Origin of the sequence: Hoylesella timonensis S9-PR14 (assembly GCF_000762405.1) — a bacterium.
Lineage (GTDB): Bacteria > Bacteroidota > Bacteroidia > Bacteroidales > Bacteroidaceae > Prevotella > Prevotella timonensis_A.
The window spans coordinates 1-24960 of sequence record NZ_JRPQ01000159.1 but is presented as its reverse complement, the minus strand read 5'-3'; the positions used below and the strand labels follow the sequence as shown (position 1 = coordinate 24960).

Annotated in this window: 22 protein-coding genes and 3 pseudogenes; 17 read left to right on the top strand and 8 right to left on the bottom strand. The window is 39.1% G+C overall.

Annotated features, from left to right (window positions below; translation table 11 throughout):
- The first annotated feature begins 436 nt into the window (after window positions 1-436).
- The 7 genes from HMPREF9304_RS10140 to HMPREF9304_RS10110 all read left to right on the top strand — a co-directional run bounded on the left by HMPREF9304_RS10140 (window position 437) and on the right by HMPREF9304_RS10110 (window position 7877).
- A complete protein-coding gene (locus HMPREF9304_RS10140) occupies window positions 437-1567 on the top strand; it encodes a hypothetical protein (RefSeq protein ID WP_036928712.1) in 1131 nt (376 codons plus the stop codon).
- 13 nt (window positions 1568-1580) lie between these two features.
- Window positions 1581-2456: a nucleoside phosphorylase gene (locus HMPREF9304_RS10135; RefSeq protein ID WP_036928724.1), complete on the top strand. Its 876-nt coding sequence runs from the start codon at window positions 1581-1583 to the stop codon at window positions 2454-2456.
- Between the two features lie 216 nt (window positions 2457-2672).
- A complete protein-coding gene (gene mnmE / locus HMPREF9304_RS10130) occupies window positions 2673-4109 on the top strand; it encodes a tRNA uridine-5-carboxymethylaminomethyl(34) synthesis GTPase MnmE (RefSeq protein ID WP_052046088.1) in 1437 nt (478 codons plus the stop codon).
- A gap of 247 nt (window positions 4110-4356) precedes the next feature.
- Complete coding sequence (locus HMPREF9304_RS10125; protein ID WP_036928710.1) at window positions 4357-5256, top strand: helix-turn-helix domain-containing protein; 900 nt, start codon at window positions 4357-4359, stop codon at window positions 5254-5256.
- An 84-nt stretch (window positions 5257-5340) separates the two neighbouring features.
- Complete coding sequence (locus tag HMPREF9304_RS10120) at window positions 5341-6447, top strand: site-specific integrase (protein WP_036928709.1); 1107 nt, start codon at window positions 5341-5343, stop codon at window positions 6445-6447.
- A 9-nt stretch (window positions 6448-6456) separates the two neighbouring features.
- A complete protein-coding gene (locus tag HMPREF9304_RS10115; protein ID WP_036928707.1) occupies window positions 6457-6819 on the top strand; it encodes a virulence RhuM family protein in 363 nt (120 codons plus the stop codon).
- Between the two features lie 182 nt (window positions 6820-7001).
- Window positions 7002-7877 carry a hypothetical protein gene (locus tag HMPREF9304_RS10110; RefSeq protein WP_036928704.1) on the top strand — a complete coding sequence of 292 codons (876 nt, stop codon included), beginning with the start codon at window positions 7002-7004 and terminating at the stop codon, window positions 7875-7877.
- Between the two features lie 242 nt (window positions 7878-8119).
- Here the strand turns inward: HMPREF9304_RS10110 and HMPREF9304_RS10105 are convergent, their stop codons facing one another.
- Both HMPREF9304_RS10105 and HMPREF9304_RS10100 read right to left on the bottom strand, forming a co-directional pair.
- Window positions 8120-9244, bottom strand: coding sequence for a DUF3800 domain-containing protein (locus HMPREF9304_RS10105; RefSeq protein WP_036928702.1), 1125 nt, complete (start codon window positions 9242-9244; stop codon window positions 8120-8122).
- 2 nt (window positions 9245-9246) lie between these two features.
- A complete protein-coding gene (locus tag HMPREF9304_RS10100) occupies window positions 9247-10326 on the bottom strand; it encodes a DUF3800 domain-containing protein (RefSeq protein WP_036928699.1) in 1080 nt (359 codons plus the stop codon).
- A 349-nt stretch (window positions 10327-10675) separates the two neighbouring features.
- Here HMPREF9304_RS10100 and HMPREF9304_RS10095 point away from each other — a divergent pair, with 349 nt between their 5' ends.
- From HMPREF9304_RS10095 to HMPREF9304_RS10070, 6 genes are all read left to right on the top strand, one after another.
- Entirely contained in the window at window positions 10676-11041 is a 366-nt protein-coding gene (locus HMPREF9304_RS10095) for a helix-turn-helix domain-containing protein (protein WP_036928697.1), read from the top strand.
- Between the two features lie 11 nt (window positions 11042-11052).
- Complete coding sequence (locus HMPREF9304_RS10090; RefSeq protein ID WP_036928696.1) at window positions 11053-12429, top strand: DUF3987 domain-containing protein; 1377 nt, start codon at window positions 11053-11055, stop codon at window positions 12427-12429.
- Between the two features lie 77 nt (window positions 12430-12506).
- Window positions 12507-13592, top strand: coding sequence for a DUF6371 domain-containing protein (locus HMPREF9304_RS10085; protein WP_036928694.1), 1086 nt, complete (start codon window positions 12507-12509; stop codon window positions 13590-13592).
- Window positions 13593-13731: 139 nt separating this feature from the next.
- Window positions 13732-14040 (top strand): MobC family plasmid mobilization relaxosome protein, encoded by a 309-nt coding sequence (locus HMPREF9304_RS10080; RefSeq protein ID WP_036928691.1) that lies wholly within the window; start codon window positions 13732-13734, stop codon window positions 14038-14040.
- Complete coding sequence (locus HMPREF9304_RS10075; RefSeq protein ID WP_036928688.1) at window positions 14030-14971, top strand: relaxase/mobilization nuclease domain-containing protein; 942 nt, start codon at window positions 14030-14032, stop codon at window positions 14969-14971. Before HMPREF9304_RS10080 ends, HMPREF9304_RS10075 begins: the two co-directional genes overlap by 11 nt.
- 34 nt (window positions 14972-15005) lie before the next feature.
- Entirely contained in the window at window positions 15006-15404 is a 399-nt protein-coding gene (locus HMPREF9304_RS10070) for a hypothetical protein (protein ID WP_036928685.1), read from the top strand.
- 178 nt (window positions 15405-15582) lie between these two features.
- On the opposite strand, the pseudogene HMPREF9304_RS15280 reads toward HMPREF9304_RS10070, so the two are convergent.
- Window positions 15583-16026 (bottom strand): annotated as a pseudogene (locus tag HMPREF9304_RS15280) (restriction endonuclease subunit S); the annotation flags it as partial.
- A gap of 457 nt (window positions 16027-16483) precedes the next feature.
- Between HMPREF9304_RS15280 and xerA the strand changes: the two are divergent.
- Genes xerA through HMPREF9304_RS10050 form a run of 3 tightly spaced genes read left to right on the top strand, consistent with a single transcriptional unit; the run spans window position 16484 to window position 19564 of the window.
- Window positions 16484-17476: a site-specific tyrosine recombinase/integron integrase gene (xerA, locus tag HMPREF9304_RS10065; protein WP_036928683.1), complete on the top strand. Its 993-nt coding sequence runs from the start codon at window positions 16484-16486 to the stop codon at window positions 17474-17476.
- A 58-nt stretch (window positions 17477-17534) separates the two neighbouring features.
- Complete coding sequence (locus tag HMPREF9304_RS14990; RefSeq protein ID WP_231564512.1) at window positions 17535-18791, top strand: restriction endonuclease subunit S; 1257 nt, start codon at window positions 17535-17537, stop codon at window positions 18789-18791.
- Window positions 18792-18793: 2 nt separating this feature from the next.
- Complete coding sequence (locus tag HMPREF9304_RS10050; RefSeq protein ID WP_036928682.1) at window positions 18794-19564, top strand: DUF2971 domain-containing protein; 771 nt, start codon at window positions 18794-18796, stop codon at window positions 19562-19564.
- Here HMPREF9304_RS10050 and HMPREF9304_RS10045 read toward each other — a convergent pair.
- The 5 genes and pseudogenes from HMPREF9304_RS10045 to HMPREF9304_RS14115 all read right to left on the bottom strand — a co-directional run.
- Complete coding sequence (locus HMPREF9304_RS10045; protein WP_036928680.1) at window positions 19544-20131, bottom strand: restriction endonuclease subunit S; 588 nt, start codon at window positions 20129-20131, stop codon at window positions 19544-19546. The genes HMPREF9304_RS10050 and HMPREF9304_RS10045 overlap by 21 nt on opposite strands.
- Window positions 20128-20430: a hypothetical protein gene (locus HMPREF9304_RS10040; protein ID WP_036928677.1), complete on the bottom strand. Its 303-nt coding sequence runs from the start codon at window positions 20428-20430 to the stop codon at window positions 20128-20130. Before HMPREF9304_RS10040 ends, HMPREF9304_RS10045 begins: the two co-directional genes overlap by 4 nt.
- Before the next feature lie 6 nt (window positions 20431-20436).
- A pseudogene (locus tag HMPREF9304_RS10035) lies at window positions 20437-21569 on the bottom strand (PDDEXK nuclease domain-containing protein).
- Window positions 21562-23223 carry an HsdM family class I SAM-dependent methyltransferase gene (locus HMPREF9304_RS10030; RefSeq protein ID WP_036928675.1) on the bottom strand — a complete coding sequence of 554 codons (1662 nt, stop codon included), beginning with the start codon at window positions 23221-23223 and terminating at the stop codon, window positions 21562-21564. Before HMPREF9304_RS10030 ends, HMPREF9304_RS10035 begins: the two are co-directional and overlap by 8 nt.
- 5 nt (window positions 23224-23228) lie before the next feature.
- Window positions 23229-23892: pseudogene (locus HMPREF9304_RS14115) on the bottom strand (type I restriction endonuclease subunit R); the annotation flags it as partial.
- 299 nt (window positions 23893-24191) lie between these two features.
- On the opposite strand from HMPREF9304_RS14115, the gene HMPREF9304_RS10015 reads away from it, so the two are divergent.
- On the top strand, window positions 24192-24960 hold a 769-nt coding region (locus HMPREF9304_RS10015; RefSeq protein WP_036928667.1), incomplete at its 3' end, for a phage integrase SAM-like domain-containing protein.

Below are 24960 nucleotides of genomic sequence, written 5' to 3'. Positions count from 1 at the left end.
CTTGGAAACATGTATTAGAGGTGTTATTCACATGCTTCAGCGGCATTAAAGCATGCAAATTCCAAGCTTAGAACAATGCTTTAGCGGACAAAAAAGGATAAAATTCGACAAGAAACGAAATAATATATGCGTAATTTATTCAACAACAACGAATTATGAAACTTGCTCAAAATTAGCGTATTTGCGACCAACTTTGCCGTTGGTTGTTTTCACGCGAGTTTTGAGAGGCACTTTGTAAAAATAATTCAGCATTTATTACGATTCCATGAAACCGTAAGCTTCCGCCAATGATAGTCTCAAAATCCACAGAGTGAAAGATTTTTTGAGGGCACGATACCATGACTGTAAAACAGAAGTTTGATATATCTTCTGTATTTTTTTATTCTTTACTTTATAGTTCAAAGAAAATTTGTATCTTTGTGAAAACGAAAAATCGATGAAATATTTATTATTCTTAATCATATTATTCATAGGCTACCCTACCAACACAATAGCTGACAATAGCCATGTACGAGCAGGAGTTCGCCCTGTTCAAAAAGAAGAGGCTTTATCTCAAAAGCACCTCTTCGAGTCGATGCTTTCTGGAACGGCGAAAGTGTTATTCGTAGATAGCATGGTGGTGGACAAAAACAACTTTTTCTCTAAAATACCTTTGAGTAGTGATGCAGGTACGCTCGAGTTCATTGATAAACGGTTTACTTATACAAACGAACTCAAAAACCACCGCATTTATGCCGATGGGGATTCTATTCACGGCTTCCATTTATTTTCTACTGACTATTTAGGCGACAGTTGGAGTCAACCTAAACAATTAAAAGAATTGGACGAGGAAGTAAAAGATGCGCAATTTCCTTTTTTGTTATCAGATGGAGTCACGCTCTTTTTTTCAGCAAAAGGCGACAAGAGTATTGGAGGTTACGACATCTTCATGACTCTCTTTAACGAAGAAAGTAGAACTTATTATAAACCAGAGAACTACGGACTTCCGTTTAATTCTACGGCAAACGATTATTTATTAGCCATTGATGATGTACACAGCTTAGGTTGGTTGGTATCGGATAGATATCAACCCAAAGGGAAAGTTTGTATTTATACCTTCGTTCCTACCATGCCACGGCAGAATTTTACTGCTGAAAATATTACTGACAAGCAACTTGAAGCTTATGCAAAGCTAACAAGTATTCAAGAAACATGGAAGTTTGGCAACCGTGAAGCAGCGTTGCAACGGCTTAAATTGCTAACAAACGAAAGGCAACGAACCACAGAAAAGCAAGAATTTTACTTCACTATCAATGACCGTACGGTGTATCAAAGCATCAACGATTTTAGAAGTGAAAAAACAAAAAAACTGTATCAACAGTTGTTAGAATTAAAGAAGCAACTATCAGCAAATGAAGAAACTTTATCGCAGTTGCGTTCACAATATCAGTTATCTAACATGTCTGGAAAATTGCAAATGTGCCCAAACCTATTAAAAGCAGAAAAAGCGATACAGTCACAACGCATTGAAATAATGAATTTTGCCAAACAACTTCGAAACGAAGAAAATCGATTACTCACTCAATAAAAGCTTAAACAAGATGGAGAAAAAATATTTTGCAGAATCAGAGTTAATTATCAATAAAGATGGTAGTGTCTTCCATTTGCATGTTAAACCAGAACAGTTGGCAGACAAAGTTATTTTAGTGGGTGACCCTGGGCGAGTTTCGCTCGTTGCATCGCACTTTGACGAAAAAGAGTGTGATATTCATAATCGCGAATTTCATACCATCACTGGTCGCTATAAAAACAAACGTATCACCGTACTGAGCACTGGTATCGGTTGTGACAACATTGATATTGTTGTGAATGAACTTGACGCCTTGGCAAATATAGATTTTAAGACGAGGTACGAGAAATCGTCTCTCAAATCGCTAACCTTGGTTCGTATCGGAACTTGTGGAGGACTTCAGGAATATACGCCAGAAGGAACCTATATTGCCAGCGAAAAAAGCATTGGGTTTGACGGGCTTTTGAACTACTACGCAGGGAGGAATGAGGTGTGTGACTTGGCGTTCGAGGAAGCATTTGTCAAGCACATGAGTTGGAGTCCACAAAAAGGAGCCCCTTATGTCATTGATTCTGATGAGGAGACTTTGAATCGTATTGCTGGCAATGACATGGTTCGTGGTGTAACTATCTCATGTGGAGGCTTTTTCGGTCCACAAGGTAGAGTGCTTCGTGTGCCTTTGGCAGACCCTCATCAAAATGAAAAAATTGAGAATTTTGAATATAATGGACATCGAATTACAAACTTTGAAATGGAAAGCAGTGCCTTATATGGACTTTCAAAGTTAATGGGACATAAGGCTGTAACTTGTTGTATGGTAATTGCTAACCGCCGAGCATTAAAGGCAAATGTAGAGTATAAGAATTCGATTGATGGATTGATAGAAACGGTTCTTGATAGAATTTAGACTCAATTGTCAGCTTTAATCATTGCAGATCGAAGTTTGTTCTTAGACACAAAGTGTATTGTTTGAAAATAGTGTGTACAAAAAACAGCCTAACCATCAAAGAACACTTTGTGTCAAAGAACGTTTTTAATTGGTTTTAAGCCCCTTTCAGCATGTTGAAGTACAAATGCTGGAATATAGATATTGAACGTAGACAAAAGAAATTGAGCATTGAACATGGTAAAAGATTTGGATAACCAACAGCATTTACAAGCAGAAGACACCATTTGTGCCTTAGCAACTCCAGCAGGAGGAGCCATAGGAATTATTAGAATATCGGGCAAAGATGCCATTCAGATAACTGATAAGGTTTTCGTGACATCAAAACATAAAAAACTTCATGATGCAAAATCGCACACAATCCTCTATGGGCGCATCGTTGATAGCCAGCAAGAAACAATAGACGACGTTTTGGTGTCGGTTTTTCGTTCGCCTCATTCCTACACGGGTGAAGATTCTGTTGAAATATCATGTCATGGCTCTCGTTACATCATCAAAACTATTTTAGAAACACTTATCAAAGAAGGTTGCCGACAGGCTGCACCTGGTGAATACACACAGCGCGCCTTCTTTAATGGAAAGTTGGATTTAAGTCAGGCAGAAGCTGTTGCCGACTTGATTGCTTCTACCAATCGTGCTACGCATCATGCAGCTATGAGTCAGCTGAAAGGAAACTTCTCCAACGAGTTGGCTACACTCAGAAACGAACTTCTGAAGATGACTTCACTCATAGAATTGGAATTAGATTTCAGTGACCATGAGGACTTAGAGTTTGCAAATCGTAACGAATTACTTGCGTTAGCGCATAAAATTAAAAATCGAATTACCACGTTGGCGCATTCTTTTGAAACAGGAAATGCCATAAAACAAGGGGTTCCTGTAGCTATCATTGGAAAAACCAATGTGGGGAAAAGCACCCTATTAAATCAATTATTAGAGGAAGATAAAGCCATTGTTAGCAATATTCATGGCACAACGCGTGACGTGATTGAAGACACAACCGAAATTAATGGCATTACTTTTAGATTTATTGACACGGCGGGTATTCGGAAAACAACAGATGAAATCGAAAACTTAGGCATTGAACGAACTTATCAAAAGATAGAAGAAGCAAAAATAGTTTTGTGGCTGATGGACGAAGTACCAACGAAGCAAGAAGTAGATGATTTGCTAAAGAGAATAAAGGACAAGAGTTTGATTTGTATTCAAAACAAAATGGACCTATTACCAACACCTACCTTATCCGTTTTTGAGAATATAACCAACCAAAAGAGTAATGAGAGAAATGCAAAAAAACGGTTTTCATTACAACTGTCTGCAAAGCTCGGCACGAATATGGATTTACTAAGAAGTACTTTATGTCAAGTGGCAGAAGTACCTGAGGTAACCGAAAATGATGTCATTGTAACCAGCACACGCCATTACAACGCCTTGTTAAGGTCAGAAGAAAGCATTTCACGCGTGATTGAGGGACTTGAGCTTGAGCTATCTGGAGACTTGTTGAGCGAGGATCTTCGATTATGTCTTGAGCATTTAGCAGAAATTACGGGCGGCCTTATCACAACACACGAGGTACTGAATAATATCTTTCAACACTTCTGCATTGGCAAGTAAGGGATGATTACCAACGATTAGCATATATCATCAATGATTATTAAGGCGTTCATTTTGAGCGCCTTTCTTTTTAGCCTTATAAGCGATGATTATCGTTTATAGGGCTTTTTCAGCTCATTTTTGTACCGTATTTGTTGCTCGCTTGCTGAAGCCTTGTTTCTCACCAACAAGGTAGTGGAGAATTGAGACACAGTGAGACGTGGTGAGACGCACTGAAACAAAAATGGAGAAATAAACGGAGAAAGGAATGAGCAGTAACATTGAAATCAAGAAGAAATGTAAGTGGTGTGGACAAATTTTCATAGCCCACAAAACGACTACAAACTATTGTTCTCATAGGTGCAACAATGCAGCCTATAAAGAACGAATCCGACAGGAGCGCATAGCGACTTATCAGAAAGAGTTTTCTATAAATACAGAAGAACCATCTATCGAGAACAAGGAATTCTATACACCACCCGAAGCCGCAAAACTCTTAGGGATTAGTCGAGCCAGTATTTACCGCTACATGGCAGACAACGTGATTAAAGCGGTTCAGTTCAAAGGAAAAACATTAGTCAGAAGGAAAGACATTGAGCTTTTGTTTGAAAATGCTGCGGAGTATAAAAAACGAGTACCCATAGAAAAAGCCCCCATCACCGACTTTTACACTACAGCCGAAGTCAAAGAGAAATACCATGTAAATGAATCATGGATATTTGTGGTAGCCAAGAAGAACAACATCCCTCGGACTTTCAATCGTGGCAAAACCTACTGGAGCAAAAAACACATGGATGCTTACTTTGCCAAGAAAGCCCCGAATCCCGATATTACCGAATGGTACAGCACACAGGAAATGCAGGAGAAATTCGGCATGACCTTATCTGCTATTTACACCTTCGTTTCCAAGAATGCCATCCCGAAAAAGAAAGAAGGCATCATGGTGTACTATTCCAAAAAACATGTGGATATAGCCAAAGGCGTGGCAGCACCCGAAGAACCGCAGTATTATACAGTAGTCGAAGCGATGGAGAAATTCAATCTCACCCGTGACCAGCTCTATCATTATGCGAAGTATCATAATATCCCAAAGGTCAAGAAGGGCAAATACACGCTTATCTCTAAACCCGAACTGGATAAATTGCTTGAAGCCCCAAAGATTGAATAAGTTATTTATCGGTGAATGTTGCCACCATTGAATCACCATATTCCTTTGCACCAAACAAATGTAAAACTCTAAATATTAAACAGTATGACACACACGTGTACAAAAGTAACAGTTCGTCAGAGAGCGATTCGGAATAATCGCATCTCCTTGTATCTGGATTATTATCCAGCAGTCCGAAACCCTGAGACAATGCAGATGAGTCGTCGAGAATATCTTGGCATCTACATCTATGCCCACCCGAAAAACGAAATGGAACGGGAATTCAACAACGATATGTTGAACAAGGCAGAAGCTATCCGTTGTATCAGAGTGCAGTCACTCATCAATGAAGAGTTTGGCTTCTTAGACAAGACCAAACAGAAAGCCGACTTCCTTGCTTACTTCAAGAAGATGTGCCGAAGCAAAGACCAAAAATGGACATTCGTCTATCAGCATTTCTACAACTTTGTCAAAGGGCAATGTACCTTCGGTGAGGTGAATGTGGACTTGTGCAAGAAATTTCGTGAATACCTATTGAATGCCAAGCAACTCAAACATAGCAACCGTCCCATATCCCTCAATTCGGCATCCGGCTATTACTCCACTTTCAGAGGATTGTTGAAAATTGCCTACCGAGATAAATGGTTTCGGGAGAATATCAATGACTATCTTGATAAGATTGAGCCACAAGACGTGAAGAAAGAGTATCTGACACTGGACGAAGTGAAGCAACTTGCCGCCACTCCTTGTGATATGCCCGTTCTGAAAGCAGCTTCCTTGTTTGCTTGTCTGACAGGACTACGCATCAGTGATATTCTCAATCTTCAATGGGAAGACTTTGCCATCGCTCCCGACCAAGGCTATTGCTTGCGTATCAGAACACAGAAAACCCAAACGGAAGCGACACTCCCCATCAGTTACGAAGCCTACGAACTGTGTGGTACGCCCGATACAGGTAAAGTATTCAAAGGATTGAAGCGGAGTATGATTAACTATCCGCTGAAAAACTGGCTCAAAAAGGCAGGAATAACAAAACCGATAACCTTTCACGGCTTCAGGCACTCCTATGCGGTCATACAAATCTCTTTAGGTACAGACATTTACACAGTCTCAAAGATGTTAACACACAAGAACGTTTCCACCACTCAAATCTACGCAGATTTGGTAAATGTGAAAAAACGAGAGACTGCCAATAAGATTTCACTGAAATAAATTGTAGCTATGAAACGAGGAATCATAACAAACAACGGACAAGGCATCCATATTTCTGATGGCGAAGTATGGATGACCACTTGGGAGATTGCCGACTTGTTTTATACAACGGCTGGAACAATCAACTCCCGCATAAAAGCGATATTGAAAGCCAACATCTTAAAGGAATATGAAGTCTACCAATGTATAAGATTAGAGAATGGGAATTATGCCGATGTGTATAATCTCGACATGATTATAGCCCTATCCTATCAAATAGACACTGGACATTCCGCTGCATTCAGGAAATGGGTTATCAATAAAGTAGCTTCCAAGCAGAAGAGCATATCACTATTTATTCCAATAAGGTCAGCTAACATTTACAATTGCTGATACCCACAACTTACAAGTCCGATGTAGGCTAGTTCCATGTCGGACTTTCCTTTGCTATTGTGGCACAAGTGGTATAGAAAAATGCTACCTACCGGTGCCAAAAGCTGCCACTTCCCGGAAAATGTATCTACACATCTTGCAAATGATATATATTTGCACACAAACGATTAACTTATATCATTATGGAGCAGAAAAAGATAGAGCATATAACTTTGAATCTGATTGTTTTCGGGACAATCGTCATCATAGGTGTTTTAGCCCGTCAAACCGTACTACACTATGGCTGGGATGAGTTCAGTAGCAATCTTATTTTCGTAGTATGCTCCATTGTCATAGGAGCTATCTACCTCAATCTGCAAATGGTATTTGGTCAACTCCTTTCACCAACAATAGAGAAGTACTTTATGAGATTTGAATGTTACCGCAATAAGGCTGTGGTGGTAGAAGCTCCAATAACGCACCATGAACTTGTCGAAAATACCATTATTTCAGAATCCATCATTTCTGAAACTGAAATCGAAACTACATCTGACATAACAGAAAAAGTTTCTATTCCTTCATATCCTGAACTTAACGAAGAAGTGGCAGAACTTCCAAAGGAAGAAGCCACACCTTCTACCATCAATAATATGCCCATTGAAGAATCCAATCAGCCAACAAAATACGAGATATTTCGTGCCAACGCTATGGCTGAGAAAGAACGGGCATCACAAGAAAAGTTAGATAGGGTTCTCTCATATACGAAACAAAACTTGGTTCTCTACCTTAGCGAAACAGACCTCAATCGCTTATGCGAATATATCACAGAATATTACTTGTCGGATACTCTGCCCAAAGTTGAACAGATAAAGGTTGATGCTCAATTAAAAACCATTGACATCATGCACTTTGGTTGGAATATCGGCAAAGCATTCGGCAAACCACGCCTACAGACTGCCACATTTATAAAGAGAGTATTTGCTCATACTCTACGTGACTCGGAAATATCCACCATTGAGCGCAAAATGTCACACACGGAATCAGAATGCAAGATTAAACTGGATAGTAAAATAGCGTAGATTTTATTTATTATCCACATTTTATTACGAGATTTAACCTCATTCTTAAGATAGTGGCTAAACTTTTTACACTATATCAATCCCTAAGTATTCTCTGCACCAATCAAATTAAACTTTCCAACATCAACTCTTACTAATAATTGTTGTTATAGTTCTATATCGACTAATAATCAATTACTTATGATTATCTAAACACTAAAAACTCCAAGTGACGCATAATATAAAAATAACATATCACAAAGTCACTCATTCGCTCTAGAAGCGCCATACTCTTGTATATACTTATGATATTTGGCAACCGTATGCTGACAAGCAACAAAATACACAAACAATGGATTATAGTTCATAGAGTCAGCAAGTATTCTATTTAAGAGTTTGTAATTATTCATTTGATTTTCATCAAAATTTTGAATATCAGCATCAACCTCTGGTTCCAATCTATCAAGGAAAATCATATATTTACGTAAAATAGAAACCACATAATCACTGACTTGTATCATTGCATCTGATCCAGACTCCTTAAAACTGTAATTATCAGGAGCTTTACCATCAATAATAATATCTTCTTCTGCAATCTGGCTCATAACCTGTTTTTCTTCATCAAACACCAAGGTTTTCTTTGGGAAGCTAAGAATCTGTTGCCTATAAAATTGCACAAAATTGCCGACCCATTCATGAGTAGTTTCATTCTGAATAAAAATCAATTCTTTCTGTTTTTTAGCTTTCTCAAGACAACTTTTGAGAAAGACTAGCAACGGATTTAAACGGTATTTTTTCGCATCTTCGGCAATGACACCATCAATAAGGATTATAAGTTCTGACAAGAAATCCTTAATGTGCTTTGTTCCAACATTTGGATACTTATATTTTTTGAATATTGAGATTGTTGTATTTGGATTTCTTTTCAAGACTTTGTATAGTTCGGCTTTGAATGCAAATGGATTAAATTCTAGTCCACATATTGAATCAATAATATCCACAAATCCATAATACAAAACCTGTACAATGCAAAAATGAATATGCCATCCTTTGTCTTGAATTATTTGGAGTATTTTTCTAAAATTATCCTTACGCAATATTTCAATAAAAGTTCCTTTTAAATCCTTTGTTGATTTTATTTCTTTTTCTAAGTTTTTGCCTAATGCCGTTTTCAACTCTTCCAAAGAAATAATATCATCTGCCTGAACACCACCTAACACAAATACAGTATCTGAATCTGCATTGAGTTTGCCATCTTTAACAATCAAGTGTTTTACGTTACCTGATTCATCGTAGTATAAAGTTTCCTCTTTATCAATATACATCTCATCTATGCCTTGAGCTTTCATCATCATTCTGATGCTATTACTAACTTCTGTATAATCCATGATTAAATACTTGAGCTTTTGTTTATATTTATACGATCACTATGTTCGCATAGAAAATCCAAAGGATCAATCTCTGCAGTTTCCTTCATTCTTTCTTCAATAAAATCATTTGTAGAAGGTGCTATATTAAGCTTAATATTCTGGAATATTGGCAGCGACTTTATCTTATCTTGATACTTCACGAACTTATCATTTCGCGGTGTAAGAGCAAAGCATAATGCACTTGCAAACACATCTGCTAACTGTATTCCGAACTCTTCATGAGACTTTGCAATTTCCATATTGCCAACAGGCAGAGGATAGACATGCTTTCCTTTACCATACCCAACAACAGTTTCTGGCACTTCCATATCCCTTAGGCTTTCCATAAACTCTATGTTTGCAAAGAATGGTTCCGAGGAATCAAAAAGAACATTCTCTTTTACCTTAGTTCTTTTATACCATTCTTGAATCGATACGGAAAACAATGGTATTGTTAAATCAATATAGAATTTCTTATGGGTTAAGGCTTCTTTAATATATTGTATTGTAGGAGGTATCTCTGACAGCATATCGAAAAGCCCTTCTCTTGTATCAACATCATATCTCAACTTGTCTGTAGTTCTATAAAAGTTCGCAACAGATTCTATTGACGGTTTCCTAACCATCCCAACAAAATTATTCTCAAATTCTGCCACTAAGTCTTTATTAGAATGCAATATAGCAAAACAATACAAGCCATTAGCCAGAAGCAGATTCTTTGCTCCTTCATATAGATTTATACCATTGAAGTGGTACATTGTTTCTACTAGAATATTCACAATATTAGCATAGATACAGTATCGTTTATGCGCAAACGATGGAAGTACGTGATAATTGTCCAACAGAGGGTGATTAAATATCTTATCCAGTATTTTCTGACCATGATAACTTTTATACATACTTTTGAAATGAAGTTCCCTCCCCCATTCACAATAACCCACCTCTTTTTTTATTTGAGCAATTTCTTCATCTGTCATCCTAATAGAAGCTAATGAAAAATATGGTTGTTTACTATTTGTCAAATCAGGTCCAGTATATCCAGACTCATCAAAATACAACATACAAAAATAATTTTATCATTAGGTTGTTATAACTATCTTATTATGAAAAGCGTCTAACACATTCCATAATAAGTTGAATTAAAGTAATACAAAGTTAGTAAAAAGCCGAAATATATAAGTATCTATTCCTCGATATTTTATTATCACACATTTCATATTTACAGCGAACAAAGCTCTAGTTCATATCAATACCTATCAAAGCATTTATAGTATTTAAAGATACGGTCAACATTTAACTATCAGAAAATTGTTACTATTCAAGGTTATTCATTAGTTATATTTTGGTGAATGATTCCACCATTGAAACACCTGTTTCCTTTGCCGTCGAACAATTAAAAACGAGCGACGTATGCAAAAAGAAACAGTAACATTTGATAAGCTGCCCGAAGCGGTAGGTTATCTGACCGAACAGGTCATCGAGTTAAAAAGAATGATATCGGAATTTCAACCACCAGCATCAGACAAACATGTGTTGGTTGAAATTGAAGATGCTTGCCGTATCATCAGAAAAGCCAAACCTACCATTTATACATTGGTTCGCAAAGGGCTACTTCCAGCCTATAAGAAAGGTAAGAAACTCTATTTCTACGAGGACGAACTTCTTGCTTGGATTGAAAACGGTCGAAGAAAGACTTCCGAGCAAACATACGAGGAGATGCTTGCCAATATGCAAAGCGGTGTCCGTCATAAGCCTAAATCGTCAATAAAACTTTAATAGTTGTGGCTATGGATACATATTCTATTAATCCGGCATCCATCATTGACGAAGCGGTTGATTTAAGTATGCGACTGACGGGTACTGATTTTCCGATCAGCATATTCCCGACAAAAATCCAACGCATTATCAGCGAGGTTCACGAATGCCATAACTACCCTACCGACTACATCGCCGCAGCAATCCTTACAGCGATTGCAGTCGGTATCGGCAACACGCATCTTGTCCAAATCAAGCAAGGCTGGATAGAAAGTCCTATCCTGTATATGGCATTAATAGGAAGACCGGGAGCAAACAAAAGTCATCCGCTTAGCTTTGCGATGAAACCGTTTCTTGATTACGACTATCAACAGAATCAGGTATTTGAAAAGGCACTTGCCAAATATGATGAGTTGATGAGTATGAGCCGCAAAGAACGCACAGAAAGCGGTGAGGAGCAATTCCCACAGGAACCAGTCCGTAAACGCTTCTTGATCTCGGATGTAACGCCTGAGGGATTAAGTCTGATTCATGCACAGAACAAACGTGGTTTATGCTTGTGGGCTGATGAATTATCCGCTTGGTTCAAGAACTTCAACCGTTACAACAACGGTTCGGAAGAACAGTTTTGGTTATCGGTATTCAGTGCCAAGACCACTATATCCGATCGCAAGAACGCCAAGAGTTCCATCTTCATCAAGCGACCGTATATATCAGTTATCGGCACTATCCAAAAGAAGATACTCAGCGAACTGGCTAAAGGCGAACGTTCCAGTAACGGATTCATCGACCGCATTCTGTTCGTAATGCCAAATCTGCAACAGAAGGCACGTTGGAATGACAAGGAACTGCCGGAGAACATCGAACAAGAGTGGAATGCCATTATTAATAAGCTGATACAACAGGAGTATGTACTCAATGAATTTGGAGAGATAGAACCGCATATTCTTCTCTTCACGGAGGATGCCAAGAGACGGCTTTACGAATGGCAGCACCACTTCTCAGAGTTGTGTGACCGAGAGACAAACGACACCATTGTGAGTATCTATTGTAAGTTGGAGATATACATCATCCGCTTCTGCCTGATTATCCAATTAGCCCGATGGACTTGTGGAGAGTGTGATAAAACCTATATCGACACGTTGACTGTAGAACGAGCCATCAAACTGACGGAGTATTTCAAGGAATCCGCATTGAGCGTTCAAAACATACTCAATGAAAATGCGCTCAACAGCCAACAACAGGCGATAGTCAATCTGCTTCCTCCAGCCTTTACAACTGCCCAAGCTATACAGATAGCCGAGCAGAACGGAATGAAGGAACGCACATTTCAACGCTTTCTCAATGACAATATCGGGACATTGTTCCGCAAAGAGAAACATGGAGAATATTCAAAGATTAACCCGTGACATTTTTATCGGTTTTGACACTTTCCAAGCGAAAACGACAATAACGACAAAAGTGACACACCAAAAAGAAACATACAATGAGTACACATAGATTCATATTAGAACCCTACAAAGGTGTCAGCACTCGGCATACTTGCCCGAACTGTCACCGCCCAAGATGCTTTTCAAAGTACATCGATACTGAGAAGCAAATCCAGTTCCCAAAATACGTGGGACGTTGTGACCATGAGCAGAAATGCGGTTATCACTTCACGCCCCGTGATTACTTTGAGCAGAACCCGTCTGAGAAAGACAAGTTTGCGGAGAAAGAGAATAGTTTCAGAAGCTATGTTCCTATAAAAAAGGTACAACCAATAGTCACGTCCTACATTGATTTGGATATAGTCAACCAATCATTGCGTGGCTATCCTACGAACAAGTTGTTTCAATTTCTATCGGCTCAGTTCGGAGAAACAGAAACATTGAAGCTAATGAAGAGATACAAGGTTGGCACATCCAAGTATTGGGACGGTGCAACTGTATTCTGGCAAACGGACAATCAGAACAAAGTCCGTACTGGTAAAATAATGCTTTACAATCCCGAAACAGGCAAACGGATAAAAGAGCCATACAATCATGTCACATGGGTACACTCCGTACTGCACAAAGGCGATTACAATTTGAGGCAATGCTTCTTCGGTGAGCATCTGCTTTCTGAAGACAAAAGCTGTCCTGTTGCACTGGTCGAAAGCGAGAAAACGGCACTCGTTGCCTCCTACTATCTACCGCAATTCCTATGGATAGCATCGGGTGGAAAGAACGGTTGCTTCAATGCCAACAGCCTATCCGTTCTGGCTGGAAGAAGCGTTGTATTATTTCCCGATTTGGGAGCAACCGACTATTGGCAAAGCAAAATAGGTCTGATGAAAAGCTACGGAATAGAGGTGCAGATGTTTGATTATCTGGAAGCCAACGCTACCGAAAACGAGCGAAAAGAGGGGTACGACATAGCCGATTATCTGCTCAAAGTGAAGCCTGACGAAGCCATCCTTCAGCAGATGATTAAGAGAAATCCTGTCTTAAAAACACTGATAGAGACATTCGATTTGAAGCTCGTCAGCGTACAACAAGGCACTCCACGACCGAAGGTTTCACCACCCAAGAAACGAGGATTCAGACTTTGAAAACAGGGAGAGAAATCGAGACTTTTTTACTGTAGCAAGTTAATGTCGGTGTATTACATTTCCCGACCACTTGCTCCTCAAAAAGTCTGAGGAGGCGGCTCCCGATGGTCACAATTTATTTACTTAAAAACAGATTCAAATGGAAAAGAAATATACAGTAACACTCCGTCTGTCATATCAGCAATACGCATGGCTTGGTGCGCTTTGCAGACGGAGTAAGCAGACTCAAAGCGAAGTCATCCGTTCGCTCATCGAGAACGGTTCGGTACGTGAACGAATTACGCAAGAGCATATCCACATCATCCGGCAACTGATTGGTGAAAGTACCAATCTTAACCAGTTGGCAAGACAGGCAAATACCTACGGTTTCTTTGCCGTTGCGAACAGATGTGAGGAAATGGCTCAGCGCATTAATCAACTTATAAAACAACTGAAAGATGATAGGTAAGCAGACTAAAGGAACTTCGTTCGGTGGTTGTGTCCGCTATGTCCTCAAAGAGGAAAAATCTAAACTATTGGAAGCAGTCGGAGTAGAGGGGACACCCGAACAGATGGCAGAGCAATTTGAGTTGCAGGCATTACTCAACGACAAGGTAAAAAATATTATCGGACACACTTCACTCAACTTCTCACCGGAAGACAGTGCAAGATTAAAGTCCGATGATGCTCTGATGCTGAACATAGCGCACGACTATATGAAACTGATGGGTATTGAGAATACGCAATACATCATTGCTCGGCATATCGACCGTGAGCATCCACATTGCCATATCGTTTTCAACCGAGTGGACAATGACGGCAAGACGATTAGCGACAAGAATGATTTCCGCAGGAATGAAAGAGTCTGCAAAATGCTAACCGCCAAATATCGCTTGCACTTTGCCAATGGTAAAGACCATATCAAAGAGGAACGCTTGCGCCCCTACGACAAGGCAAAGCATGAGATATACAAGGCATTGAAAGAAGAACTGCCCAAAGCTCATAGTTGGGAAGATTTGAAAGATGCGCTTGCCGACCGTGACATTGATATGAAATTCAAGGTCTGCCGGACTACACGAGAAATACAGGGAGTCAAGTTTGAATATAACGGCTTTTCTTTTTCCGGCTCAAAGGTCAGCCGAGAATTCAGTTACCTGAATATCGACAACCGACTGGAAGAGAATGCTTGTGCATCCTTGTTGGAGTCAGCCAAGCAAGAGCCCAAACAGCAGAAAGAAGAGGTGCAGCAAAACGTTTCTCATTCCGATGATAGCTTCGGCTTCAATCTCGGTTTACTAAACGGAAACTCATCCTACGATGCCACTGCCGCAGAAGAAGCAGAGTTCAATCGCCTGATGAAAAAGAAAAAGGCTAAGCGCAAGCGAGGCTTTCATTTATAATCAATTTTTATTAACATTTTAAGTTCAATTATTTATGGTTCAAAAAGATTTAATTCTTGATTTCAATCTCTACTTGTGCGAGAAGTTTGGCTACAGAGAAAGTTGTAGCGTGATGTCACATGCCAACGGCTTTTGTGTGGACATCCGTGAACGTGATTTAGACTGCTATATCCGCTTCTGGGAATATAGCTGTGGAAGAGGCAACTTCCCCGACTGGTCTATCATCATTGTGCGCAGCAACTTCAAGAAGAGCCAAGAAGAAAGCCTGAAAGACTTGGCTCGCTTCTTCAAGGAGTACATGCCACGCTACGGTTACAAATACCTCTGCACCGAAGATGATGACCACAAGTACTATCAGACACTTGGTTTAAAGTGTATAATGGACGGTTTTTGTCCCAATTATGCACTAGCACTGAAGGATTTGAATGTCTGATACATGGTTTTAGAGTTAAGGAGGGGAATTTTCCTCTCCTTCTCTTATATACCGATAAATCAGAATTTACCGACACCTGACCGTTCATCAGAAGCGGCAAGAGTTCGTCTCGCTGCTTAATCAAGTTATTGTTCTCTTTGAGACAATTAAGCATACGATTAAATACCTGTTCTATGACTTCGTTGAATTTTTCAAGAATTCGTTTGTTAGGCACAATTATATGTAATCCTTTCAGCGTATCTTGGCTAACATTTTGGAGAATAGAGCCACCTGATGTTGTCGCGTTTGTTCCCTCTAATTGTTTTAAGCAGTAAGTTAAATAGTTACGCATGCTGCTATTATTGGGAGTACAACAGATAATAAATCCGCAAAATAACGTATTTGAAGGTTCTAAAAGCAATCGTGTTGAGCCTGGGCATCCACTTCGGGCAATGATTATGTCATCAGACTTTAATGAATAATTTTCAGCTTTTGACATAGGTATAGTTATTGTGTCGAAATCTTCTCCGTCAAGCAATATGTTTGAAGAAGAAATATTGCGAACATTTACAATTTGATATTCATTGCCTATTTCATCTTTAGAGTAATTTATACCATTCCTAAATTTGCACAATTTTCCCATATTAGCTATATCAAAACAAGAAGGTATTTCTCTCTTCAACTTATCATTCCAAACCATCTTACCACCACTCGACTTATATGGTTTACCCTCCTCGTTCGGAAAGTCAAACTGTACAAACCAATAATCATAGAGTTGTTTTGCCATCGCCTCTAAATTCTGATTTAACGACTTTTTTACAACTTTTGTTCCGCCAATATACTATTAGAGTATATACATGGGCATATTCCCATAAAATCAAAACTATTACAATGATGAAATACAATTTTATTAGAACGAGATTAGTTAAAATCGTTTGTGGATGTTGCGGACGCAACTTCTACGCAGAAGCTGGTATTAATTTTTGTTCTGAATGCGAAGAAACATGGAACAATAATTAATTATGAAATGTGCAAGAGAGGTTTAATTGCCTCTTTTGCATATATTCTATATTATAACATCATTATTATTTTATAGAATTATGAAAGAGAACATCATTCAGGCAATAGTTGCGAAGATGCAGCGTGACTTAGACTGCCGACAGATGGCACAGCTTAAAGCAGTGCTTGCATCAGAATTACATAATGTCGAAATCACTGAAAAGAAAGACTGTGTTACACAGCAAACACAAGAAAATGAACACCTTCTAAACTCTTTTATATCGGCAAAGAAGATTGAGGGATGTTCGGATAAGACACTGGTTTACTACCGTAATACCATTGAAAAATTGTTGGTTACGCTCTCATTGGCCATTTGTCACATCACCACAACAGACATTCGCACTTATCTATCCGATTATCAAGAAGAACATCAATCCAGCAAAGTGACTATTGACAATATCCGACGTATCTTTTCCAGTTTCTTTGCATGGTTAGAGGATGAAGACTACATCGCAAAAAGCCCAGTCAGGCGCATCCACAAGGTTAAGACGGATTCACTTGTAAAAGAGGTACTTTCTGACGAACAGTTGGAACAGCTCCGAGATAGTTGTACCAACAAACGAGACCTTGCCATTATAGACTTTCTTTCATCTACTGGCATTCGTGTAGGAGAATTGGTAAAACTGAACCGAGCAGATATAGACTTCCACGAACGTCAGTGTGTAGTATTTGGAAAAGGAAATAAAGAACGTATTGTTTATTTCAATGCTCGAACAAAATTACATCTACAACAATACCTTAATGGACGTACAGATGAAAATCCAGCTTTATTTGTTTCCATAAATTCACCTCATACACGACTCACTATTAGCGGTGTAGAAGTGAGAATCCGAAAATTGGGACAAGCACTTTCTATGCCCAAAGTTCATCCTCACAAATTCCGTCGCACCCTTGCAACGATGGCTATCGACAAAGGTATGCCCATCGAACAAGTACAACGCCTACTTGGACACGTGCGCATTGATACTACACTGCATTATGCCATTGTGAACCAAAACAATGTAAAATTGGCTCATAAGAAGTACTTGGGATAAGTAATCTTACAGAATTCTGCCTAAAAATGCGTAACTTTGCATCTAAAACTGGATGCAAATGGAAAAATATAAATTGGGAAACATCGCCACTGTTGAAATCAGTGGAGTAGACAAGAAAATGAAAGACGGAGAGAAAGAAATTCATCTCTGTAACTTTGTTGATGTTTATTACAACTGGGCTATTACCACAGCTCAGTATGATAGTTTTATGCTTGCTACCGCCCGTCCTAATGAAATTTCCAAGTTCCAATTGAAGAAAGGTCAAGTAGCATTAACTAAAGACAGTGAAACTCGTGACGACATTGGCATTCCAACTTATATTGGCAATGATTTTGATGATGTCATATTGGGTTATCATTGTGCTCTGATTACTCCAAACAAAAATGTTTTAGATGGACGTTATCTGAATGCCCTTCTACACACAGACTATGCAAAGAAATATTTCGCTTGCAATGCTTCTGGAAGCGGACAACGCTATGCGTTATCCGCAGAAGCACTCAATTCTTTTCCTGTCCCAGTAATTCCACTGCAAGAACAAAAACGAATTGGTGAAATATTCTCTGCATTAGATAAAAAGATTGAACTTAATCATGCGATAAATCAGAATTTAGAGGCGATGGCAAAACAGCTATATGACTACTGGTTTGTGCAGTTTGATTTCCCCAACAAGGAGGGCAAGCCGTATAAATCAAGTGGGGGTGAAATGCTTTGGAATGATAAGCTGAAACGCAACATTCCTATTGGCTGGCATTGTGGGAACCTTTTTGAAATTGCTGTTTTTACAAATGGTTTGGCTTGTCAGAAATTCAGACCAAAGGATGATGAAGTGCCATTACCTGTCATCAAGATACGAGAAATGCACGATGGTATTTCTGTTGACACTGAAGAGGTAACGTCAAATATACCAGAATCAGTAAAGGTGTATAATGGTGATGTGCTATTTTCATGGTCGGCATCACTGGAAGTTATGCTCTGGGCTTATGGGCTTGGAGGACTTAATCAGCACATCTTTAAGGTTACATCTGCAAATGATTTCCCGAAGTCATTCTACTATTTTCAACTTTTGGATTATGTCGATGTATTCAAGAAAATGGCAGAAGCAAGGAAAACAACGATGGGACATATTACGCAAGACCATTTACAACAAAGCACAATCGCCATACCTGATAATAAAGATATTGCAGAAAAATTTGAGGAACTTATATCACCAATCTTTAAACAGATAGTGAAGTTGCAAGAGGAAATATCAAATCTTATCAAGCAGCGTGACGAACTTTTACCACTTTTAATGAATGGACAAATAACAATAGAATAAAAATGCCTCGCATACTCTACAAATATTTAGATATAGTAGGCGCAAAGTGCATGATTGGAAACCAGAATCTCCAATTCACTAATGCATCTCAACTGAACGATCCTTTCGATTGTCATCAAAAACTAATTGACTACTCAAATGTACCTAATACTAAACTTCAAGGATGGATACCTAAGGAATGGTGGATAGAGAAAGAAGAAAACGATGCTCTCAATTTGCGTAATGATACATGGCTATGTAGTTTATCAAAAATCAATGATTCATTACTCATGTGGAGCCATTATTGTTATAACCATAAAGGTATTTGTATAGGACTTGACATAGACAAAGTGTTGGAATCTGTTCCACCAATGTTTGGTACAATATATCTTGAACCGCTTGTTCTTGATGTTCAATATCAGGATATAATAGAACGTCCTAACGCATATCATACCACAAAAGATTTATTCAGTTATCAATGGCGGACAAAAGCAAAGGAATGGGAATATGAGCAGGAGGTTAGATTAGTCATACCAAAACCAAGTCCAATATATGCAGCATTTACTCCTCAACAAGCAAAGCTGACAAAGGAAATATGGGATTGGCGTGAGATACGCCACTATATGCCACTGAAAGGCGAATGCTTTGAGTCTATCTATTTTGGTGTCAATATAGAACAAACTGAGAAAGAAAAAATAATCCAATATGTTCGCAAGGAACTAAATCCGCAAATTAGGTTGTACCAAATGGAAGTAGATGAAAATGCTTTTAGATTACGACCTGTAATTATATGAACGGTCAAGTATCGGTAAATTCTGATTTATCGCACGATTAAGTTCTATTTTACGGTCAAGGCTACGGAGCAACTTACCAATGTGCTTCTGTTCTACTAAATCTGGAATCCATACAGTGCAATCTTTGATTTTGTCGGGTGAAGTATGACGAATCTTTGTTTGTTGTGCGGCTGCACTTAATTGCTGTTTAACCAAAGCGGAAGATATGAGATAGAAAGCAAAGTCTTTGTCCAACAAGCCTTCTTTGCAGACAATCTTAGCCACATCTTGACTTTGAATATATTTACCGCTTTCAGGAATCATAGCAGTAGAACCAAGCAAACCTATTGCCTGTTCGGTCAAAGGAGTAATAATATCACCCTTCTCCATTAAGAACTCCGGTTTGAATTCACCGATGTAATACAGATTATCTTTGGACTTGTTTTCCTTAAAACAGTTGTTCTGATAGTCGAAATTACCACAAGTCAAACGAATGTATTCTCCCTCTGTGGCATAGAATTCGCCACTGAGACTTGCACCTCTTGTAACATCAAGAATTTCTCCCAACTTATATCTCGTCAAACTCATAATAATCTATTTTGCTTTTTTAGATATGTTTTAGCTTCATGCTCAAAACAATTCAAAAAGTATTCTCGTCCTTTTTTTATATCTTCTTTATGCTCAGTAGTCCAATATGGATTTTCTTCAACATCTTTTTTCATCTTTGCTTTTAGCCATTCTATGCCATCGTGCAAATCTTTTTCTGATATAGTAGAATAATGATTGCCTAACATTTCATTTATCGCAAGTGCAGACAACTGAAAACCACCATTTACATTCAATCCCATAGTGGCCATATATTGAGTTATTTTATCGTAATCTATCATATTCTTTCATTTTTTATCTTCATTTCCCAATCTTGCTTCAATCTCCTCAATCGTAGGTATTGTTCCTTCCACCTTTTCAGGATAGAGTTTAGACAGTTCATATTCAGATATACCCAACGGAAGATTGCTACCCTCTAATGCGTATTGAGCGAGTAATGAATCCTTTTGACGGCAAATAAGCAAACCGATTGTAGGGTTGTCCCTTCCCTCTTTTTTAAGAATATGATTACAAGCAACTACATAACCACTTAGTTGTCCTAAATCCTGAAAATCAAATTCTCCAATTTTAACCTCAATAACCACATAGCAAGACAGATTCAGATTGTAAAAAAGCAAATCAATAAACTTCTCCTTTTTCCCAATTTGAAGACGATACTCTTTACCAACGTATGCGAATCCCGTACCTAATTCCAGCAGAAATTGCGATATATTAGCAAGCAGTGCATCTTTGAGAATTTGCTCATTATAAGGCTGAGTTATCCCTGCGAAGGCAAAATTATAAGGGTCTTTCGTCAGCTCTTGCGCAAGGTCGCTTGTCTCATCCGGCAAGGTTCGTGTGAAGTTTGTTAGAGCCTTCCCCTCTCGTTCATACAAACCTGCGTCCATGAAGTTGAGAAGTACATCACGACTCCAGCCTTCTTTCATTGTCTTTTTTACATAAAAGAAAGCCTTTTCAGGTTCAGTTCCATATTTGTCAATCAAATAACGATGATGCCCCCAAGGTATGGAAAAAAGCATCTCTTCTAATTGTCCCACAGATTGTGGGACAACTCCAGGAGAATCTTCCACAGATTGTGACGCATTTCCGTCCTCTAATTGTCCCACAACTTGTGGAACAATTTTTAGGTATTGAGAATAAAGCAAATAAAATTCTTCGCATAGTAAATATTAGTACGTGAAAGCCCTGTTGAGTTTGGATTTTTGAGCTGTAAATCCACAGAGAGATTTTTAATGACACTCTGTCCCCAGCGTTCTTCAACGTGCATTTCTTCTATATCCCGACCGAGTTCCCAATAGTATTTGAGCAACTCACGGTTTACCCTTACGGCTGCCTTAATTTGACTTTGGCGATAGCGCACACTAAGTTCTTCTACCCAGTGGATATAGTCCTTATCTATAATGGTCAAATTCTTACTCATTGTCACCTACATTTACGTTGAAATGCAAAGCATCCAACTGTTTCATAATTTCCTCTTCCAAACGATGGCTCTCTGCAAATTGCTCGGAAAGGGTTTGCTTGTAGTTCGCCATTCGGGAATTGAACTCTTCTTCGGTTATATCTACATAATCAATTTTGATGTCGAAATACTGTCCGGCAGAAAGAGAGTATCCTTTCTCCTTTATCTCATCGTAAGAAACAGCCACGGAAAAATCTTCTACAGCTTCCTTGCGTTGGAATGTGCCGACAATCTTCTCTATTTCATCATCATTCAGTCGTACCTTTTTTAATCCGTTGGCATCCTTGTATTCTTCGCCCAATTTGCTGGCATCAATCAAAATCACCTTTTCGGCAGTGGCTGATTTATCAAAAAACAACACACTGACATTTGTGCCTGTATTGGCAAATACATTGCTTGGCATGGAGACACAACCGAATACAACTTTGTCATCTACTATCTTATGAAGAATTTTGTTCTCAATACCACTTTTAGCCGTAATAAAACCTGTCGGGATAACAATCGCTCCCTTTCCTGTCTTTTTCAACGAATTGATAACGTGCTGGATAAAACAGGTATATATTGCCATGGACTCTTTCTTTTTAGCCGGTACATTAGGAACTCCAGCCCAAAAGCGAGCAGGCATAGCAGCTATCTTCTCTCTAGTATCGGAAAAATCCATTTTGAAAGGCGGATTACTTACCACAAAATCAAATTGGCGCAACTGTTGTCCGTCATCGCTCTTATGATAGGGGCTTACAAGAGTATCACCCTGAATGGCATTATCGAGCGAAGATACAAGTCCGTTAAGCAATAAATTAAGTTTCAACATTTTGTTACTTCGCTGAGAAATATCTTGCGAGAAGATGGTACAATGGTCTTCACCTATTTGATGACTGAGTGCCATCAGAAGCGTACCAGTTCCTGCCGATGGGTCATAACATTCCATACTATGCAAATCGGCATTATCCCCCACTAACAGACGAGCCATAATCGTTGCTATGGCATGAGGCGTATAATACTCCGCATATTTCCCTCCTCCGGCGGTATTGTAGTCCTTAATCAAATACTCAAAGATACTGGAGAAGAAATCGTCGTTTTGCGCAAACGCCTCTTCAAAAGAGAAGTTTACCAATTTATCCACCAATGCACGGGCGAATGGGGCACGTTGTGCCGTATCGGTCACAAATGGAGTCAAAGCCTCGAACAAAGGAATTTTTGTGTTGGCTGTAGTCTGTGTGGAAAATATATCCGCATTTTGTTCCGCTATGTCTGTCATAGTAGAATCGAAGATAGTATCAAAATCCCCTTTCCCCTGTTGATTCCAAAGATTGGCTATCAGGTGATAAGGCTCAAGCATCGGAACATCTGGAGAGATGGCACTCTGAATAAGCATACGTTCATCATCTGAAAGATTCTCGTATGCTGTCTCCCATTTTACATCTCCCGTCAATTTCTTGGCAATCTCACTCTTCGCATTTTTTAGTTCATAACCAAACTTATCATTCAGAAATTTATAGAGAAATACCTGAGTGATAATTTTATATTCGTTGCCATCGTTACCCATACCGTATGACTGGCAGGTGGCTTTAAGACCATCGATAAGCTTTAATGTTTTTTCTTTAATGTCTGACATAATTTTTATGCAATGCCGTAAGTGGCGTTATATTGATTGATATACTGTTGTGAAATACGTGTTTGGATAAACTTATAATCATCCATCTCCGGCTTAATCTGTGGGAAATGATACAAGCATCCATTGATAAGAGCCATCACCGTACGATTGAAATAAGCATCCTTTTTTAGAATGTCGTTACGATCGTAGACTTTGGCATCCACATCCTCTTTTATAATATTGAGAATAGCTGCAATCTCTTCGTCCAGAAAAGAAAACATCGGCTTTTGTCCGTTCTCCTCTCTCTGCTTTATTTACTTCTCGTATGCGCTTGTGTACACGGGCAAATTTTTCATCGCCCTTATACTTTTTCATTAACGCATTATTCCGTTTTTGTAGGTCTTGCAGACGAACGATAATTTCATCCAATGCTTGGGTTTCCTCATTAAACTTAGCAATGGAATCAATCACAAATCCATGTTCTTTAAACCGCTCCATAAAAGCATCGCGCAACGAAATGAATTCTGGATCGTCTTGGTCGAAATTCTGCGTGAATGAAGTAATGGTACACTGCCATTTCTCTTTAAGTTCTATTCCTCCTGATATAAGGTGCATCTCTTCTTGCCCTATTTTGGAAAAAGTAAACTCAATATCCATCATTGCTTCATTGATTAGCGTTTTTGTTTCTTCTCCTACGCAACTAATCCTTGAAAAGGAAGAAAAATCGAAGTTGGTGTAAACTGACTGATAATGAGGAAGAAACGAAACGATTTGCGTAGAAGTGCTCTTTTCAAAAAGGGCAGGAATATGCAGATTTAGGCAGAAGTTCAGTTACCAAAGCATTACCTGATTTTGAGATAGGTAACGATGAAGTAATGTTCGGTAACTGAATTATTTTCGCTCGTGTGGCTGTTGCTGCGGTCGGCAGTTTTCTGCATAAGTGAGGAACGCTTTAATTCGGGTAACTTTGCCCATAAAAATTAAAGCGTATGAAACAAGAGAAAATGAAGGTGTTGCTCTACCTCAAAAAGAGCGGTCTTGACAAGTCGGGCAAGGCTCCCATCATGGGGCGTATTACACTTGGAAGGAGTATTGCACAGTTCAGTTGTAAACTCTCCTGCAACCCCGACTTGTGGAATCCACGAGAGAGCAGAATGGATGGTAAGAGTCGTGAGGCGGTGGAGATAAACGGTAAATTGGAAAATCTGCTGTTGTCTGTTCAGTCGGCTTATCAATCTCTGCTATCCAAAGGTTGCCTATTTGATGCAGCCGATGTGAAAGAGCTGTTCCAAGGGAGCGTACAGACACGATGCATGCTCATTGAAAGGCTGGATATGCTCATTAAGGAGAAGGAAAGCCATGTTGGTATAGACATCAAGGAAGGAGCCATACACGGCTATCACTCTACCCGAATTCATTTGCAGAAGTTTATTCAACGGAAATACAAGGTGACAGACTTGGCTTTCTCACAGCTCACAGAGAACTTTATCTATGAGTTTGGGCAGTATTTCTTAGGTGAGTGCGGTTTTCAAGAAAGCACATTCTATAATGCAGCCACGCATTTGAAGACGGTATGCAGGTTGGCTTACCGTGAGGGATTGGCTGATGTACTTCTATTTGACAAAGCCAAAATTAGCAAGGGCGACAAGAGACTGCCCAAAGCACTTGACAGAGGGGCATTTGAGAAGTTAAAGACTCTTCAATTTGAGGACTTGGAGGAGGAAATGGAAACGGCAAGGGATATTTTCCTCTTTGCCT